This is a genomic window from Catenulispora pinistramenti (assembly GCF_018274385.1).
In the GTDB taxonomy this organism is placed as follows: domain Bacteria; phylum Actinomycetota; class Actinomycetes; order Streptomycetales; family Catenulisporaceae; genus Catenulispora; species Catenulispora pinistramenti.
This window is the reverse complement of record NZ_JAAFYZ010000272.1, coordinates 1-12674: the sequence shown is the minus strand read 5'-3', so window position 1 is coordinate 12674 and position 12674 is coordinate 1. Positions and strand designations below refer to the sequence as shown.

The window sequence follows — 12674 nt, the reverse complement described above, 5'->3', positions numbered from 1 at the left end:
CCATCGCCCACGCCGGCCGCCGCCCCCACCCCGCACTCCCCCAGCACCCGGAGGAGGGAACGCGGTATGAAAAGGCTTACTCGCTGTACGCGGCGGGGGAAGAAGGCTGATGCGAGGAGGTGCGTCGGGTGGCGACGGGTGGTGCGGACGATTCCGGTGGCGGGGCTGGGGGTGAAGCGCGGGCAGGCTCGGGCGCTGATCCTGGTTCTGACCGCGAACCGGGCGACTCCGCCGAGGCTGCTGCCTACCGGGCGGCGCTCGCGGATCGGCTCATCGCCGAGGGTGCCATCGCCACGGCGGAGGTGGCGGCGGCTGTGCGGGCGGTGCCGCGGCACCTGTTTACGCCGGGGTTGGCGTTGGAGTTGGCGTATGCGAATCAGGTCGTGTTTGTGAAGCGGGATCGGTGGGGGGTGCCGACCAGTTCGGTGAGTGCGCCGGATATTCAGGCGATCATGTTGGAGCAGGCCGGTATTCGGGCTGGGATGCGGGTGTTGGAGGTTGGTTCGGGTGGTTACAACGCGGCGCTGATGGCCGAGTTGGTGGGGGCCGGTGGTGAGGTGACGTCCGTTGACATTGATCGGCAGGTGGCGGAGCGGGCTCGGCGGTGCCTGGATGCGGCCGGGTATGGCGACGTGCGGGTGGTTGTCGCTGATGCGGAGGCCGGTGTGCCGGCGCATGCGCCGTATGACCGGATCGTGGTGACTGTCGAGGCGTGGGATTTGCCGCCGGCGTGGCGGGCGCAGTTGACGCCGCACGGGCGCATCGTCGTGCCGCTCCTGCTGCGGGGCATGACCCGGTCCATCGCTCTGGATCGGGAGGGCGACCGGCTGGTCAGTCGGTCCACGCGGCTGTGCGGCTTCGTCAAGATGCAGGGCGCCGGCAGTCATCCGGACGCCGGGTACGACCTCGACGACGGCGACCTCAGCGTTGACGTCGACGACCCGCGGGCCATTCCCGGCGCCGCGCAGGTCGAAGAGCTGCTGCGCGGCCCGCACGCGGAGCACTGGTCCGGCGTGCACGTGTGGCGCTGGGAGCCGTGGGACACGCTGCCTCTCTGGCTCGCGACCGTCTTTCCCGGCTACTGCCAACTCAACGTCCACGCGCCAGATACCGAAGCGCTCAAACCGGCCCTGGCCTCGGGTACGCCGGCCATCGCCACTCCGACCGCGTTCGCGTACCTCACCGCCCGCCCGCTCCCGGACGGTCGCATCGAGCTCGGCGCGCACGCCTTCGGCCCGGACGCCGCGTCCCTCGCCGCCGACCTGGCGGCGAGCACGGCGGTGTGGGACCGCGACCATCGGCAAGGGCCCGGCCCGGTCATCACCGCGTGGCCCATCGATGCACCGATCCCTGACACCCCGGTCTCTGACACACCGGTCTCTGACACACCGATCCCTGACGCACCCACCCCCGTCGCCGACCTGGTGGCCGTCAGAAAGCACGTCCGACTGACGGTCGACTGGCGCCGCATTGACCCGACCCAAATCGGGTAAACGGACAAACGTCGCTCCGTGCGAAGCACCAACGGGGAGGAGTACCGACCCATGCGATCCCGTGCCCGCGCCGCAGCCGCCCTGACCTGCTGCGCCGCAGCCTTGTCAGTCACCGCCGCCTGCGGCCACAGCCACAACAAGCCGAGCACCACGCCGGTGACGTCCACGGCCTCGACGCCAGGCGCGGCGCCGAGCAATATCTCGCCGCTCACCGGCCTGCCGGGACCGGCCGGGAAGATCCTCGCGGTCAAGATCGACAACATCGTCTACGCCCGGCCGCAAACCGGCCTGGCCGCCGCCGACGTCGTCTACGCGATCGAGGTCGAAGGCGGCCTGTCCCGCTTCCTGGCCGTCTACGACGCCAACCACCTGCCGGCCGGCGGCAAGATCGGCCCGGTACGCAGCGCCCGCGAGAGCGACCTGCCGATCCTCGAACAGTACGGGAAGGTCGACTTCGCCTACTCCGGCGCCCTGAGCGTGTTCCTGCCGGTGCTGGCGTCCGCGAACATCTTCAACACCAGCCCCGACCAGGACGCCGCCGCCTACTCCCGCGACGACTCACGCATCGCCCCCTACAACGAGTACCTGAACCCGACCAAGGTACTGGCCGACTTCCCGAGCACCGCCGCCGCCAAGGACATCGGCTTCCGCTTCGGGGCCGCGCCGGCCGGGGGCGTGCCGACCGCGACCGCCACTGCGCGCATGCCCTCGGCCTCGTTCACCTTCACCTGGGACGCGGACAAGAGCGAGTACCTGATCGACATGGACGGCAAGACCGCGTCCACCACCGACGGCGGCCCGCTCGGCGCGCCGACGATCGTGCTGCAGAAGGTCGCCGAGACGACCTCGCCGCGCGGATTCCACGACGTCCCGGACCAGCTCTCGCCCTACGCGCCGACCGTGGGCAGCGGCCAGGCCGTAGTGCTGCGCGACGGCGACTCGTACACCGGCGCCTGGTCCCGGCCGAACGACGCCAGCCCGACCAGCTTCACGTTCAACGGCCAGCCGATGCCGTTCCACCCGGGCCAGGTGTGGATCGTGCTCACGCCGCAATAACCGCTGTCTCTACCGGCTCAGGCCACGAACCCAGACCGCCGCCACCGCTTCAGCGTCGGCCCACCCATCAACCCCAGCTCCTCGAAGAACGGCACCACCTTCGCCGCCGCGCGCCGCTTCACCTCCAGGTGGTGCGGATTCCCCTTCGCCATCCGGCGCGCCGCCACCGGATCGGCGATCCCGACCCGCTGGTACACGGCCGGGTTCGCCATGAACTCGCCGACCAGCACCGCGCTCTCGGCGGCGACCAGCCGGGCGTGCTCGCGCTCCAGCCGGCCGGCGCGCGCCATCCGGCGGGTCAGCGCCTCGCGCGCGTAGTTCACATGCCGGGTCTCCTCGATCACGTGGATCTTCGACACCTGCCGCACCAGCGGCTGCACCCGCTCGTCCCGGATCATCTCGCGCTGCATCACGTCGACGATCTCCTCACCCATGAGCGTGCCCACCCACATCGGCGCGCCCTGCAACAGCACCGGGACGTAGCGGCCCAGCGTGTTCAGGTAGCCGGGACGGCCGTAGGGCCGGGCGCCGACCTTCTCGATCATCCGGATGAACATCAGCGAGTGCCGGCACTCGTCGCCGACCTCGGTGTACGCGTACTGCACGTGCCGGGACTCCGGCCGGTGGCGCTCGTAGGCCATCTTCAGCAGCATCCGCATGAGGATGGTCTCGAACCAGATCCCCATCGACATGATGTTGACGATCTCCTGCTTGCTGAGTTCGACCCGCTGCTCCGGCGTCATCTGCTCCCACAGCGGCGTCCCGTACAACGAGACGTGCTCGGGCACCGCGTAGAACAGGTCAGAGGGCTGCGGCTGCTCCCAGTCGACCTCGTGCACCGGATCGAAGGAGTGCTTGGCGGAGGCGTCCAGCAGTCGTTCCGCCACCTGCTCACGGCCGAGTGTCCCGCGCGCCATGGTCCCATCCCCTCGCCTCCGGCCCGTCGACCGGAACCGTCCGTGTTACCCCGGGTAACCTACCGTCAGTTTGGACACGGAGGGCTGCCGTGTCAAGGATCGCGCACTCGCCGGCCGACCCGGAATTCCGTAGACGCAACGCATCGTCTACTCTAAAAGTCTCACCGTCCCGCGAAGAAGGCACCACTCATGATCGACAAGCCCCACCGCAACAAAGCCCTGCTGGTCGCCGGCTGCTTCTTCATGGAGATGCTGGACGGCACCATCGTCACCACCGCCGCCCCGCAGATGGCCCGCTCCCTGCACGTCAGCTCCGCCGCCATCGGTCTGGTCATCACCTCGTTCCTGCTCACCTTCGCCGCGCTCATACCGCTGAGCGGCTGGCTCACCCAAAAGTGGGGCACGCGGCGGGTCTTCCTCGCCGCCATCGCGGTCTTCACGCTGGCCTCGCTCGGCTGCGCGCTGAGCACCACGCTGCCGTTCCTGATCGCGATGCGGGTTCTGCAGGGCCTGGGCGGGGCGATGATGGTGCCGGTCGGGCGGCTGATCGTGCTGGGCGGGGCCGAGAAGTCCGACCTGATGCGGCTCATGTCCTACATCGTGTGGCCCGGGCTCATGGCCCCCGTTCTGGCCCCGCTGGCCGGCGGGCTCATCACCACCTACGCGTCCTGGCCGTGGCTGTTCGGGATCAACATCCCGCTCGGCGTCGTCGCGTTCGGTATCGGGTGGCGCCTCATCGAGGCCACGCCCACCGCGACCCCGCCGCGCCTGGACTGGGTCGGCGTCGTCCTCACCTGTGCCGGGCTGGGCGGGCTCACCTACGCCGCGCACCTGTTCTCCGACACCGACATCTCCTGGACCGCCGCCATCGCCACCGCGCTGGTGTCGATCGGGCTGCTGACCGCCGCCGCCAGGCACCTGCTGCGGACCACGGCGCCGTTGGTGAATCTGCGGGTCCTGCGAATCCCCACGCTGCGGGCGTCGGTCGGCGGCGGTTCGCTGTTCTGGATCGTCGTCGGCGCGGGCCCGTTCCTGCTGCCGCTGCTGTTCCAGAACGTCTTCGGCTGGAGCGCCGTCAAGTCCGGGGCGGTCGTGCTGTTCATCTTCGTGGGCAACATCGGCATCAAGCCGAGCACCACACCGCTGCTCAACCGGTTCGGCTTCCGACCGGTACTGGTCGGCTCCACGCTGGTGATGGCGCTGACGATGGCCGCCGCCGGACTGCTCACGGCCGGCACGCCGATCGTCCTGACCTGCGCCCTGGTCCTGGTCAGCGGCATCGCCCGCTCGGTGGCGCTGACCGCGTTCACCACCGTCGCCTTCAGCGACGTGCCGCCGGAGCAGATGCGCGACGCCAACTCCATCAGCGCCACGGCCAACCAACTCGCCGCCGGACTGGCCATCGCCGTCAGCGCCATCGCGCTGCGGGCCGGCGGACCCCTCGGACACCTGCTGCCGGGAACGCCCGACGCGCGGACCGCTTACACCGTCGCGTTCCTCATCCTCGCCGTGATCTCGGTGTGTGTGACCGGCACGGCCCTGCGACTGCACCCCGACGCCGGGAATCGGGTGCGCCGCGCGCAAACTGCCGTTGCCGTCAAGGGCTAGCGGAAAACCCAAGGAAGCGCCCCGTCGATATTGATCGGAGCGCCCCTATCGGTGCGGTTCAGCAGAACTTGCCCGAGGAGACCTGGTCATCGAGCGCGGTCCAGGTGTTCGGGCCGATGATGCCGTCGGGGTTGGTGACGTGCATGCAGTGGATCTGGAAGTTCTTGAGCGCGGCCTCGGTGGCCGAGCCGAAGTCGCCGTCCTCGACGATGCCGTTGTACGGGCCGCTGCCGTAGTTGGTGGAGTGGCCGAACGCGTAGGCGACGTCGATCTCACACTGGGCCTGAGTCACCGCGATGCCCTGGCTGCCGACATACAGCTGCGGCTGGGCGTTCGTGTACCCGCAGATGCCCGAAGTCGCGGCGTGCGCCGGCGCTTCAGCCATCATCGTGGTGCCACCGACGGCGAGAACGCCGACGACGGCCGCTGCCACGCGGCGGCGCAGCGGCTGAGCGAGCGAGAGATTTGTCATGGTCTTGTTCCCTTCCCAGAGGTCGTCACCAAGACCCTGCCGAAGGGACGTGGCAGCAACGTGGCAGCACCGTGGCATCTCCCTGCTACCGCGGTGGCAGCCGATGCAGACAGACGTCGCCGAGACGACCGTCCGCCAAGACCGCCGTCAGGTAGGTGGCGTAAGGCTGTCGACGGCGGTCGGTCGGCGAACCGGGATTGAGCAGCCGCAGGCCGCCGGGGGCCGTCGTGTCCCAGGGAATGTGGCTGTGTCCGAACACGAGGACGTCGGTGTCCGGGAACCGCGTCGCGCACCGCTGCTCCCGGCCGCGAGCCGGACCGGTCTCGTGCACCACGGCGAACCGGCACGACTGAAGCTCGACACGTGCGACCTCGGGCAGCCGCTCCCGCAACGCCGGACCGTCGTTGTTGCCGTAGACCGCGATCAGCCGCTTGGACCGGTCCTGGAGCAGGTCGAGGGTGCCGGTGTCGACCCAGTCCCCGGCGTGGAACACCACGTCGGCCTCGGCCACCGCGGCAAGCAGCGGGGCGGGCAGATGGCGGGCTCGGGTCGGGACGTGGGTGTCCGACATCAGTAGTAGGCGCACACGGCCTCCCTTCGGAGTAAGAATCTGGTACTGGTTCTCCGGACTCATTCCCTGGCCGCATTCTCTGGCCGCATTCTCTGACCTCAGCCTTCTTTGGCCCGCCGCGCACTGCTCCGATAGGCCCCGGGAGTAGTGCCCGTCACGTGGGCGAAGGTGTCCACGAACGCGCTGGTCGTGGCCCACCCGCAGGCGTGCGCGGTGTCGGTGACGCTGGCGTCCTCGGCCAGCAGCACCATCGCGGCGAAGACCCGGGTCCGGGTGCGCCACTGCGGGTAGGTCATGCCGAACTCGTCGCGGAACAGCCGCGACAGCGTCCGCTCGCCGGTGTGCACCCGGTTCGCCAGCCACGCCAGGGTGCGCGGGTGCCGCAGGTCTTCCTCTACGAGGCGGCAGGCGTCCTTGAGCCGCTGGTCGCGCGCCGCCGGAAGGGAGACCGGCTGCGCTTCGACCCGGCGCAGCCGATCGCGCAGCACCGCGTGGATGTGGCGGGTCTCGCTCGGGGTGAGGGCGGCGCCGGTCAGCGCGATGAGCAGTTCGCGCAGCAGCGCGTCCACGGCGATCACCGCCGGGGTGTCGGCGTCCGGCAGCGGAGCCGGGCCCCCGGCCGGGAAACCGATGGTGTGGAACCGGCTTTGGCCGTGGAACCGGTGCTCGTGCCAGGTGTTCGCGGGCACCCAGACCGCGCGGTCGTTGGCGGCGACCCAGGACCCGTGTTCGGTGCTGATCGCGAGGACTCCGGAGCTGACGTAGATCAGCTGGTGGTCGTCATGGCGGTGCCGGTCGATGACGTCCCCGCCCGCGCGGTGCTGGGTACCGGTCTTGGCTACCGGGTCGTGGCGGATCTGCGACATAACTCGGCAGAATACGGGAAGCGCGCCCAGCTCGCCGTCCACGATCGTGGAAGGGTGATGACGACCCAAGCAGCCGACCGCACCACCGGGCCGGACGCCGTCCCGGGCCACTGGCACCGGATGCGGATCTGGGCGGCCGCGCACGCGGTCGACGACTTCTACCAGGGCCTGGTGCCCGCCGCGGTCCCGTACTTCGTGCTGGCCCGGCACTTCAGCTACGTCCAGGCCTCCGGGCTCGCGCTGGCCACGACGTTCGGCAGCGCGCTGCCGCAGGTGGCGATCGGCATCCTGGCCGACCGGCGGCGACTGCCGTGGATGTCGCCGCTGGGCATGAGCCTGGCCGGGATCGGGGCCGGGCTGTCCGGGCTGTTCCCCAGCTACCCGGTGGTGTTCGCGATGCTGCTGCTGGCCGGGATCGGCATCGCGATGTTCCACCCGCCGGCCGGGCGCGACGCCCGCCGCGCGGCCGGGGGCAGCGCCACCGCGATGAGCTACTTCGCGGCCGGGGGCAGCGTCGGCTTCTTCGTCGGCCCGGCCCTGGTGACGCCCGCGCTGGACGGCCTCGGGATCGGCGCGACCGCGCTGTTCATCCCGCCGGCGGTACTCATGGGCTTCATCCTGCTGCGCCATCAGCACCGCACCGCATACGCCGCGGGCACCCGGGTCCAGCACCACGGCGTCGACCACGTCCGGCTGTTCGCCGCCCTGACCGCCGTGGAGATCGTCCGCTCCACGATCTCGACCGGTCAGAACACGTTCATCTCGCTCTACTGGATCAAGCACCTCGGCGCGAGCAGCGCCCTGGGCGGCACGGCCCTGACCCTCGAACTCGGCGGCGGCGTGCTGGGCACCCTGCTCGGCGGGCGCATCGCCGACCGGTTCGGCATGGTCCGCACCGTCCAGTTCGGCAACGCGGCCATGCTCCCGGGCCTGTTCCTGCTGCTCGCCTGCGACAACAAGTACGGCGCGCTCCCGCTGGCGATGCTGACCGGCCTGATTTCCAACATCCCGTTCGCCGTCCTCATCAAGCTCGGCCAGGACTACCTGCCCAGCCGCCCCGGCACCGCGGCCGGCGTGACGCTCGGGCTCGCGATGAGCGCCGGCGGGTTGTTCATGCCGCTGCTCGGGCTGGTCGCGGACCACTACGGTCCACGCGGCGCGTTCGTCACGCTGGCCTGCGTGCCGGTGCTGGCCATCGCGATGTCCACGGCGCTGCGCGAACCCGGGCGCCTGTCGAAGTAGGTGCCCCGGGCGTCGGGGCGTCGGGGCGTCGGGGCGTCGGGGCGTCAGGGCGTCAGTCTTCTGGGATCCCCTCGCCCTCCAACGGCCCCAGCACCACATCGCCGATCTCTCCCAGCACCCTGATCTGCTCCGGGCTCAGCCGGTCGATCAGGTGCCGGCGCACCGAGTGCACGTGGTGCGGCGCTGCCCGCTCGATCGTCTCGCGGCCCTGCGGGGTCAGCACCACGAACGAGCCGCGCGCGTCGCCGTCGACCTCCTCGCGGCGGACCAGACCGCGCTGTTCCATGCGTGTGATGTGGTGCGACAGGCGGCTCTTCGACCACTGCATGTGGGCGGCGAGTTCGCTGAGGCGGCGTCGGTCGGCGGCGCCGGTGGGGGTGGTGCCGGCGGTGGTCGCGGTGGTCCTGGTCGTGGTCGTGGCGGCGGTCAGGTTCGACAGCACGTCGTAGTCGGCCTCCGACAGCCCCGAATCGCGGGCCAGGTCGCGGTTGATCTCGGCGCTGAGCAGCAGCCGCATACGGCGGTAGGCCAGCCAGGCGCGCATCTCGTCGTCGTCCAGCCAGCGGGGCTTCGTCGTGGGCACGGACCCAGCTTAGCGCCGTGGTTGACATGTCACCGACCTGCGGCGCAGACTTGGTGACACATCACCTGTTGACACGTCACCAATCGAAGGGAGGTCCGCGATGCCGGCCTCCGCACCGACTCCCCTGCCGCGCCGACTGGTCCAGCTCTTCGTCGGGCTGGTCCTGTTCGGCGCCAGCACCGGGCTGATGGTCCGCTCCGGGCTGGGCCTGGCCTCCTGGGACGTGCTGCACCAGGGACTGGCCCGGCACACCGGCCTGCCGCTGGGCCGGATCGTGATCATCGCCGGGGCGGCGGTGCTCCTGGCCTGGATCCCGCTGCGGCAGCGGCCCGGGTTCGGCACGGCGAGCAACGTCGTGCTGGTCGGCCTGGCCACGGACGCCACCCTCGGCGTCCTGCCGCCGGTCCACGCCCTGGCGCCGCGCGCCGCGCTGCTCGGGGTCGGCATCGTGCTGAACGGCGTCGCCACCGGGCTCTACGTCGGCGCTGGCCTGGGTCCGGGCCCCCGCGACGGCCTGATGACCGGCCTGGCCGCCCGGACCGGCGCCTCGCTGCGCCGCACCCGCACCGGGATCGAGGTCGCGGTGGTCGCCGCCGGCTGGCTGCTGGGCGGGACCGTCGGGGTCGGGACGGTGGTCTTCGCCGCCGCCATCGGCCCGCTCGCCCAGTTCTTCATCACCCGCTTCGACACCACCCGCTTCGACACCACCGGAGGCCACGATGCCCCGCCTGCTCCTCATCACCAGCACGACCCGTCCGGGCCGGACCGGGACCGCCGTCGCCGACTGGGCCCTGGGCCTGGCCCGCGAGCATGCGGGATTCGACGTCGCGCTGGCCGATCTGGCCGAGATCGGCTTGCCGTTCCTGGACGAACCCGATCACCCCTCTGAGAACGCGTATATCCACGAGCACACGCGCCGGTGGAGCAAGACCGTGGACGCGGCCGACGCCTTCCTGATCCTGGCCGCCGAGTACAACCGCGGGATCACCGCGCCGCTGAAGAACGCGCTGGACACCCTGTACTCGGAATGGGCCGGCAAACCGGTCGGCTACATCAGCTACGGCATGTCCTCGGCGGGGCTGCGCGCCGTCGAGATGATCACGCCGGTCGCCATCGCGCTGGGAATGACGCCACTGCCGGACGTCGTGACGCTGCCGCTGCGCGAAGTCCTGGACGCCGACGGCCTGCTGGTTCCCGGCGAGCGCAGGGAACGGAGCGTGTACGCGCTGCTGGAAGAGCTGCGGCGCTATTCCGAAGCGCTCAGTCAGTTGCGCAAGCCCGCCGCGGCATAGGCACGCCCGTCCTCATGGCCGCGTCCGTTCTCATGGCCGCGTCCGTTCTCATGGCCGCGTCCGTTCTCATGGCCGCGTCCGTCCTCATCCAGCCCCGCGGCGAACTCCCGAAGCGAGCGCAGCACCTCGGTGACCAGAGGCTGCGGCCACCGGCGCCGAGCGGTCACCGCCCCGATGTGCCGCACCGGCGCCGGGCTGCGCAGAGCGACCGCGACCAGATCCCCGCCGCGCAGTGGGTCCCGGGCAGAGGCTGCCAGCGCCAACCGCGGCACGAGACTGATTCCGACGCCCGCGGCGACGAGCGACTGCGCGAACACGAAGTCGCTGGACCGGCAGACGATATTCGGCAGGTGTCCGGCCAGCGCCGCGTGGCGTTCCAGCACGGCGGCGGTGGAGTGGCAGCCCAGGACCCAGCTCTGGCCGGCCAGGTCGGTGAAGTCCAGGTCCGGGCGGTCGGCGAGCGGATGCCCGGCGGGCAGGACGACGGAGAGCGGATCGCGGGTCAGCGGGCTCCAGCTCACCGAGGCGCCGTCGGGTTCCCCTTCGCCGTAGTGGTAGGCGATCGCGAGGTCTGCTTTACCGTCGCGGACCAGGGCGATGCCTTCCACGGCGTCGGCTTCTTGCACCGTCAGATCGATGCCGGGGTGCGCGGACAGCAGACGGGCCAGCGCGTCGGGCAGCAGCAGTTGGCCGCCGGTGGTGAACGCCGCGACGGACAGCGATCCGGTGGCCCCGCGGACCAGGTGGTCGATGCGCGCCTGGGCGTCTCGAAGCTCGCCGGTGACGGCGTCCGCGGCGTCCACCATGATCCGGCCCGGCTCGGTCAGCCGGACACCGCGCGGGCTGCGCTCCACGACGGGCAGGCCGAGCGACCGTTCCAGGGCGGCGATCTGTTGGGAGACGGCCGAGGGGGTCAGGGTGAGCGCGGCCGCCGCCTTCGCGAAGCTGCCCCGGCGCGCGACCTCGCGCAGGATCTCCAGCCGCCGGACATCCATCATTAGCGCTTCTTACCGCCCCTTCAGTAAGTCGGTACTTCTGCTGATGACTGTAGCGCGCCCATGCTGTGGCCATGACTCGTCGTGCCTGGCTCCTGTTCGCCCTGGTCAGTCTGCTGTGGGGGATCCCGTATCTGTTCATCAAGATCGCCGTCGGCGACCTCGCCCCGCCGGTCGTGGTGACCGCGCGCACCGCCATCGCGGCAGCGGTGCTGCTCCCGATCGCGCTACGGCGCGGGGCGCTGCGGCCGCTGCGCGAGCGCCGGGGCACGATCGTCGTGCTCGCCCTCACCCACATCACCGGCCCATTCCTGCTGATCACCTACGGCGAGACACACATCCCCTCCTCACTCACGGCCCTGCTGATCGCGACCCAGCCGGTGATGATCGCGCTGATGGCGATGGGCGGATCGGACGCCTCGGAGAAGGCCACCGGCGGGCGGGCCCTGGGACTGGCGGTCGGCCTGGTCGGGGTCGCGGCGGTCGTCGGCTTCGACGCCAGCGGCGACCGCTACCGGTGGCTGGGCGTGGGACTGGTCCTGCTCGCGACGCTCGGCTACAGCGCGGCCGCGTTGCTGGTCAAGCGGAAGCTGTCCGACGTGCCGCCACTCGGCGTCGTCGCCTCGACCATGACAATCAACACCCTGATCCTGCTGCCCTTCGCGATCGCGACCCGGCCGCACCACACACCCTCCGGCGCCGCCCTGGGATCGGTGGCCGTGCTGGGACTACTGTGCACAGCCGCCGCATTCCTCGCCTTCTACCGCCTGATCGCCGAGGCGGGCGCCGGACGCGCGTCCCTGATCAACTACGTCGATCCCGTGGTCGCCGTGCTCCTGGGCGCGTCAGTGCTGCACGAGCCGCTGCGGCCGAGCGCGCTGGCCGGATTCGTGCTCGTGGTGGCGGGTTCGTGGCTGTCCACGCGGGGCAGGCGCGGGCAGAAGGCAGCGGAGCCGGCAACCGCATCCACACTGGAACCGGCGCCCGCGCCCGCACCCACACTGGAATCGGTGCCCGCTCGCGCGCTCGAACTCGTCGACTGCGGCTGAGGCCGATGCTGATGCTGATGCTGATGCTGATGCCGATGCCGAGCACGCTTTCAGTCTGCGGCGAGGCGGATTGCGACAGTTCGCGACGTGAGTGCGCGGCGGCTCGGTGAGGAGAGATCTGTTGTCGGTTGGGGTTTGTTGGGAGGGCCGGGTTGCGGTTGGCCTGTGGGTTTCAAATGCTTTTTACGGCCTTCGGTCATAGTTGAGCCGGTTCGGGGTTCGGGGCGGCGGGTGTGCTTGTCGGCTGCCGGTTTTCGCGTTCACAACCCCGCCCCACCTCAGGCCTCTTCAACTCCGGCAAGTCGGAGCAAGGGCAAGAGCCAGATCAAAGACCAGATCAACAGCAAGATCAACAGCAAGATCAAAAACTGTGATGAAGAGCCGGGCCTCCGGCGGGCCTCGGCAACCTCAGGGAAACTAGCGCGGTTCCCTCGGGTGGCCGGGTGAGTCTCAGCGGCTGCGGTTTGTGGGGTGGTGCGGTCCGTTCCCCTCGGTCGCGTCGTCAGCCCGGGGGGTACAGCACCGGTGTC

The 12674-nt window shown here is 70.5% G+C and carries 12 protein-coding genes and 1 pseudogene; 7 read left to right on the top strand and 6 right to left on the bottom strand.

The window, feature by feature from the left end:
• Window positions 1-128: 128 nt before the first annotated feature.
• Both fxlM and KGQ19_RS43015 read left to right on the top strand, forming a co-directional pair.
• Complete coding sequence (gene fxlM / locus KGQ19_RS43020; RefSeq protein ID WP_212020409.1) at window positions 129-1493, top strand: methyltransferase, FxLD system; 1365 nt, start codon at window positions 129-131, stop codon at window positions 1491-1493.
• Window positions 1494-1544: 51 nt separating this feature from the next.
• Window positions 1545-2549 carry a DUF3048 domain-containing protein gene (locus tag KGQ19_RS43015; RefSeq protein WP_212020407.1) on the top strand — a complete coding sequence of 335 codons (1005 nt, stop codon included), beginning with the start codon at window positions 1545-1547 and terminating at the stop codon, window positions 2547-2549.
• Window positions 2550-2566: 17 nt separating this feature from the next.
• Here the strand turns inward: KGQ19_RS43015 and KGQ19_RS43010 are convergent, their stop codons facing one another.
• On the bottom strand, window positions 2567-3466 hold the full coding sequence (locus KGQ19_RS43010; protein WP_212020405.1) for an AurF N-oxygenase family protein: 900 nt from the start codon (window positions 3464-3466) through the stop codon (window positions 2567-2569).
• A gap of 189 nt (window positions 3467-3655) precedes the next feature.
• Here KGQ19_RS43010 and KGQ19_RS43005 point away from each other — a divergent pair, with 189 nt between their 5' ends.
• Window positions 3656-5074 carry an MFS transporter gene (locus KGQ19_RS43005; protein WP_212020403.1) on the top strand — a complete coding sequence of 473 codons (1419 nt, stop codon included), beginning with the start codon at window positions 3656-3658 and terminating at the stop codon, window positions 5072-5074.
• Window positions 5075-5132: 58 nt separating this feature from the next.
• On the opposite strand, the gene KGQ19_RS43000 is transcribed toward KGQ19_RS43005, so the two are convergent.
• The 3 genes from KGQ19_RS43000 to KGQ19_RS42990 form a co-directional block, all read right to left on the bottom strand.
• Window positions 5133-5546, bottom strand: a complete 414-nt coding sequence (locus KGQ19_RS43000; RefSeq protein ID WP_212020401.1) for a peptidoglycan-binding domain-containing protein — start codon at window positions 5544-5546, stop codon at window positions 5133-5135.
• Window positions 5547-5631: 85 nt separating this feature from the next.
• The gene (locus tag KGQ19_RS42995; protein ID WP_212020399.1) at window positions 5632-6132 is read right to left on the bottom strand and encodes a metallophosphoesterase family protein; all 501 of its coding nucleotides are present in this window, start codon (window positions 6130-6132) and stop codon (window positions 5632-5634) included.
• Between the two features lie 83 nt (window positions 6133-6215).
• Window positions 6216-6983, bottom strand: a complete 768-nt coding sequence (locus KGQ19_RS42990; protein ID WP_212020397.1) for an AraC family transcriptional regulator — start codon at window positions 6981-6983, stop codon at window positions 6216-6218.
• A 120-nt stretch (window positions 6984-7103) separates the two neighbouring features.
• Between KGQ19_RS42990 and KGQ19_RS42985 the strand changes: the two genes are divergently transcribed.
• Window positions 7104-8225: an MFS transporter gene (locus KGQ19_RS42985; RefSeq protein WP_368862244.1), complete on the top strand. Its 1122-nt coding sequence runs from the start codon at window positions 7104-7106 to the stop codon at window positions 8223-8225.
• Window positions 8226-8277: 52 nt separating this feature from the next.
• On the opposite strand, the gene KGQ19_RS42980 is transcribed toward KGQ19_RS42985, so the two are convergent.
• Window positions 8278-8808 (bottom strand): MarR family winged helix-turn-helix transcriptional regulator, encoded by a 531-nt coding sequence (locus tag KGQ19_RS42980; RefSeq protein ID WP_212020393.1) that lies wholly within the window; start codon window positions 8806-8808, stop codon window positions 8278-8280.
• 100 nt (window positions 8809-8908) lie between these two features.
• On the opposite strand from KGQ19_RS42980, the pseudogene yczE reads away from it, so the two are divergent.
• Window positions 8909-9493, top strand: a pseudogene (gene yczE, locus KGQ19_RS53175) (membrane protein YczE); the annotation flags it as partial.
• Between the two features lie 34 nt (window positions 9494-9527).
• The gene (locus KGQ19_RS42975; protein WP_212020391.1) at window positions 9528-10100 is read left to right on the top strand and encodes an NADPH-dependent FMN reductase; all 573 of its coding nucleotides are present in this window, start codon (window positions 9528-9530) and stop codon (window positions 10098-10100) included.
• Here the strand turns inward: KGQ19_RS42975 and KGQ19_RS42970 are convergent.
• The gene (locus tag KGQ19_RS42970) at window positions 10073-11098 is read right to left on the bottom strand and encodes a LysR family transcriptional regulator (protein ID WP_212020389.1); all 1026 of its coding nucleotides are present in this window, start codon (window positions 11096-11098) and stop codon (window positions 10073-10075) included. The genes KGQ19_RS42975 and KGQ19_RS42970 overlap by 28 nt on opposite strands.
• A gap of 71 nt (window positions 11099-11169) precedes the next feature.
• Between KGQ19_RS42970 and KGQ19_RS42965 the strand changes: the two genes are divergently transcribed.
• Window positions 11170-12144: a DMT family transporter gene (locus KGQ19_RS42965; protein WP_212020387.1), complete on the top strand. Its 975-nt coding sequence runs from the start codon at window positions 11170-11172 to the stop codon at window positions 12142-12144.
• The last annotated feature ends 530 nt before the right edge of the window (window positions 12145-12674 follow it).

Bases quoted from the DNA above. Each gene is read 5' to 3' on its own strand.
- KGQ19_RS43015 (WP_212020407.1), top strand. From the start codon at position 1,545: ATGCGATCCCGTGCCCGCGCCGCAGCCGCCCTGACCTGCTGCGCCGCA.
- KGQ19_RS42970 (WP_212020389.1), bottom strand. From the start codon at position 11,098: ATGATGGATGTCCGGCGGCTGGAGATCCTGCGCGAGGTCGCGCGCCGG.
- KGQ19_RS43000 (WP_212020401.1), bottom strand. From the start codon at position 5,546: ATGACAAATCTCTCGCTCGCTCAGCCGCTGCGCCGCCGCGTGGCAGCG.
- KGQ19_RS43005 (WP_212020403.1), top strand. From the start codon at position 3,656: ATGATCGACAAGCCCCACCGCAACAAAGCCCTGCTGGTCGCCGGCTGC.
- KGQ19_RS42990 (WP_212020397.1), bottom strand. From the start codon at position 6,983: ATGTCGCAGATCCGCCACGACCCGGTAGCCAAGACCGGTACCCAGCAC.
- KGQ19_RS42975 (WP_212020391.1), top strand. From the start codon at position 9,528: ATGCCCCGCCTGCTCCTCATCACCAGCACGACCCGTCCGGGCCGGACC.
- KGQ19_RS42985 (WP_368862244.1), top strand. From the start codon at position 7,104: ATGCGGATCTGGGCGGCCGCGCACGCGGTCGACGACTTCTACCAGGGC.
- KGQ19_RS42965 (WP_212020387.1), top strand. From the start codon at position 11,170: ATGACTCGTCGTGCCTGGCTCCTGTTCGCCCTGGTCAGTCTGCTGTGG.
- KGQ19_RS43010 (WP_212020405.1), bottom strand. From the start codon at position 3,466: ATGGCGCGCGGGACACTCGGCCGTGAGCAGGTGGCGGAACGACTGCTG.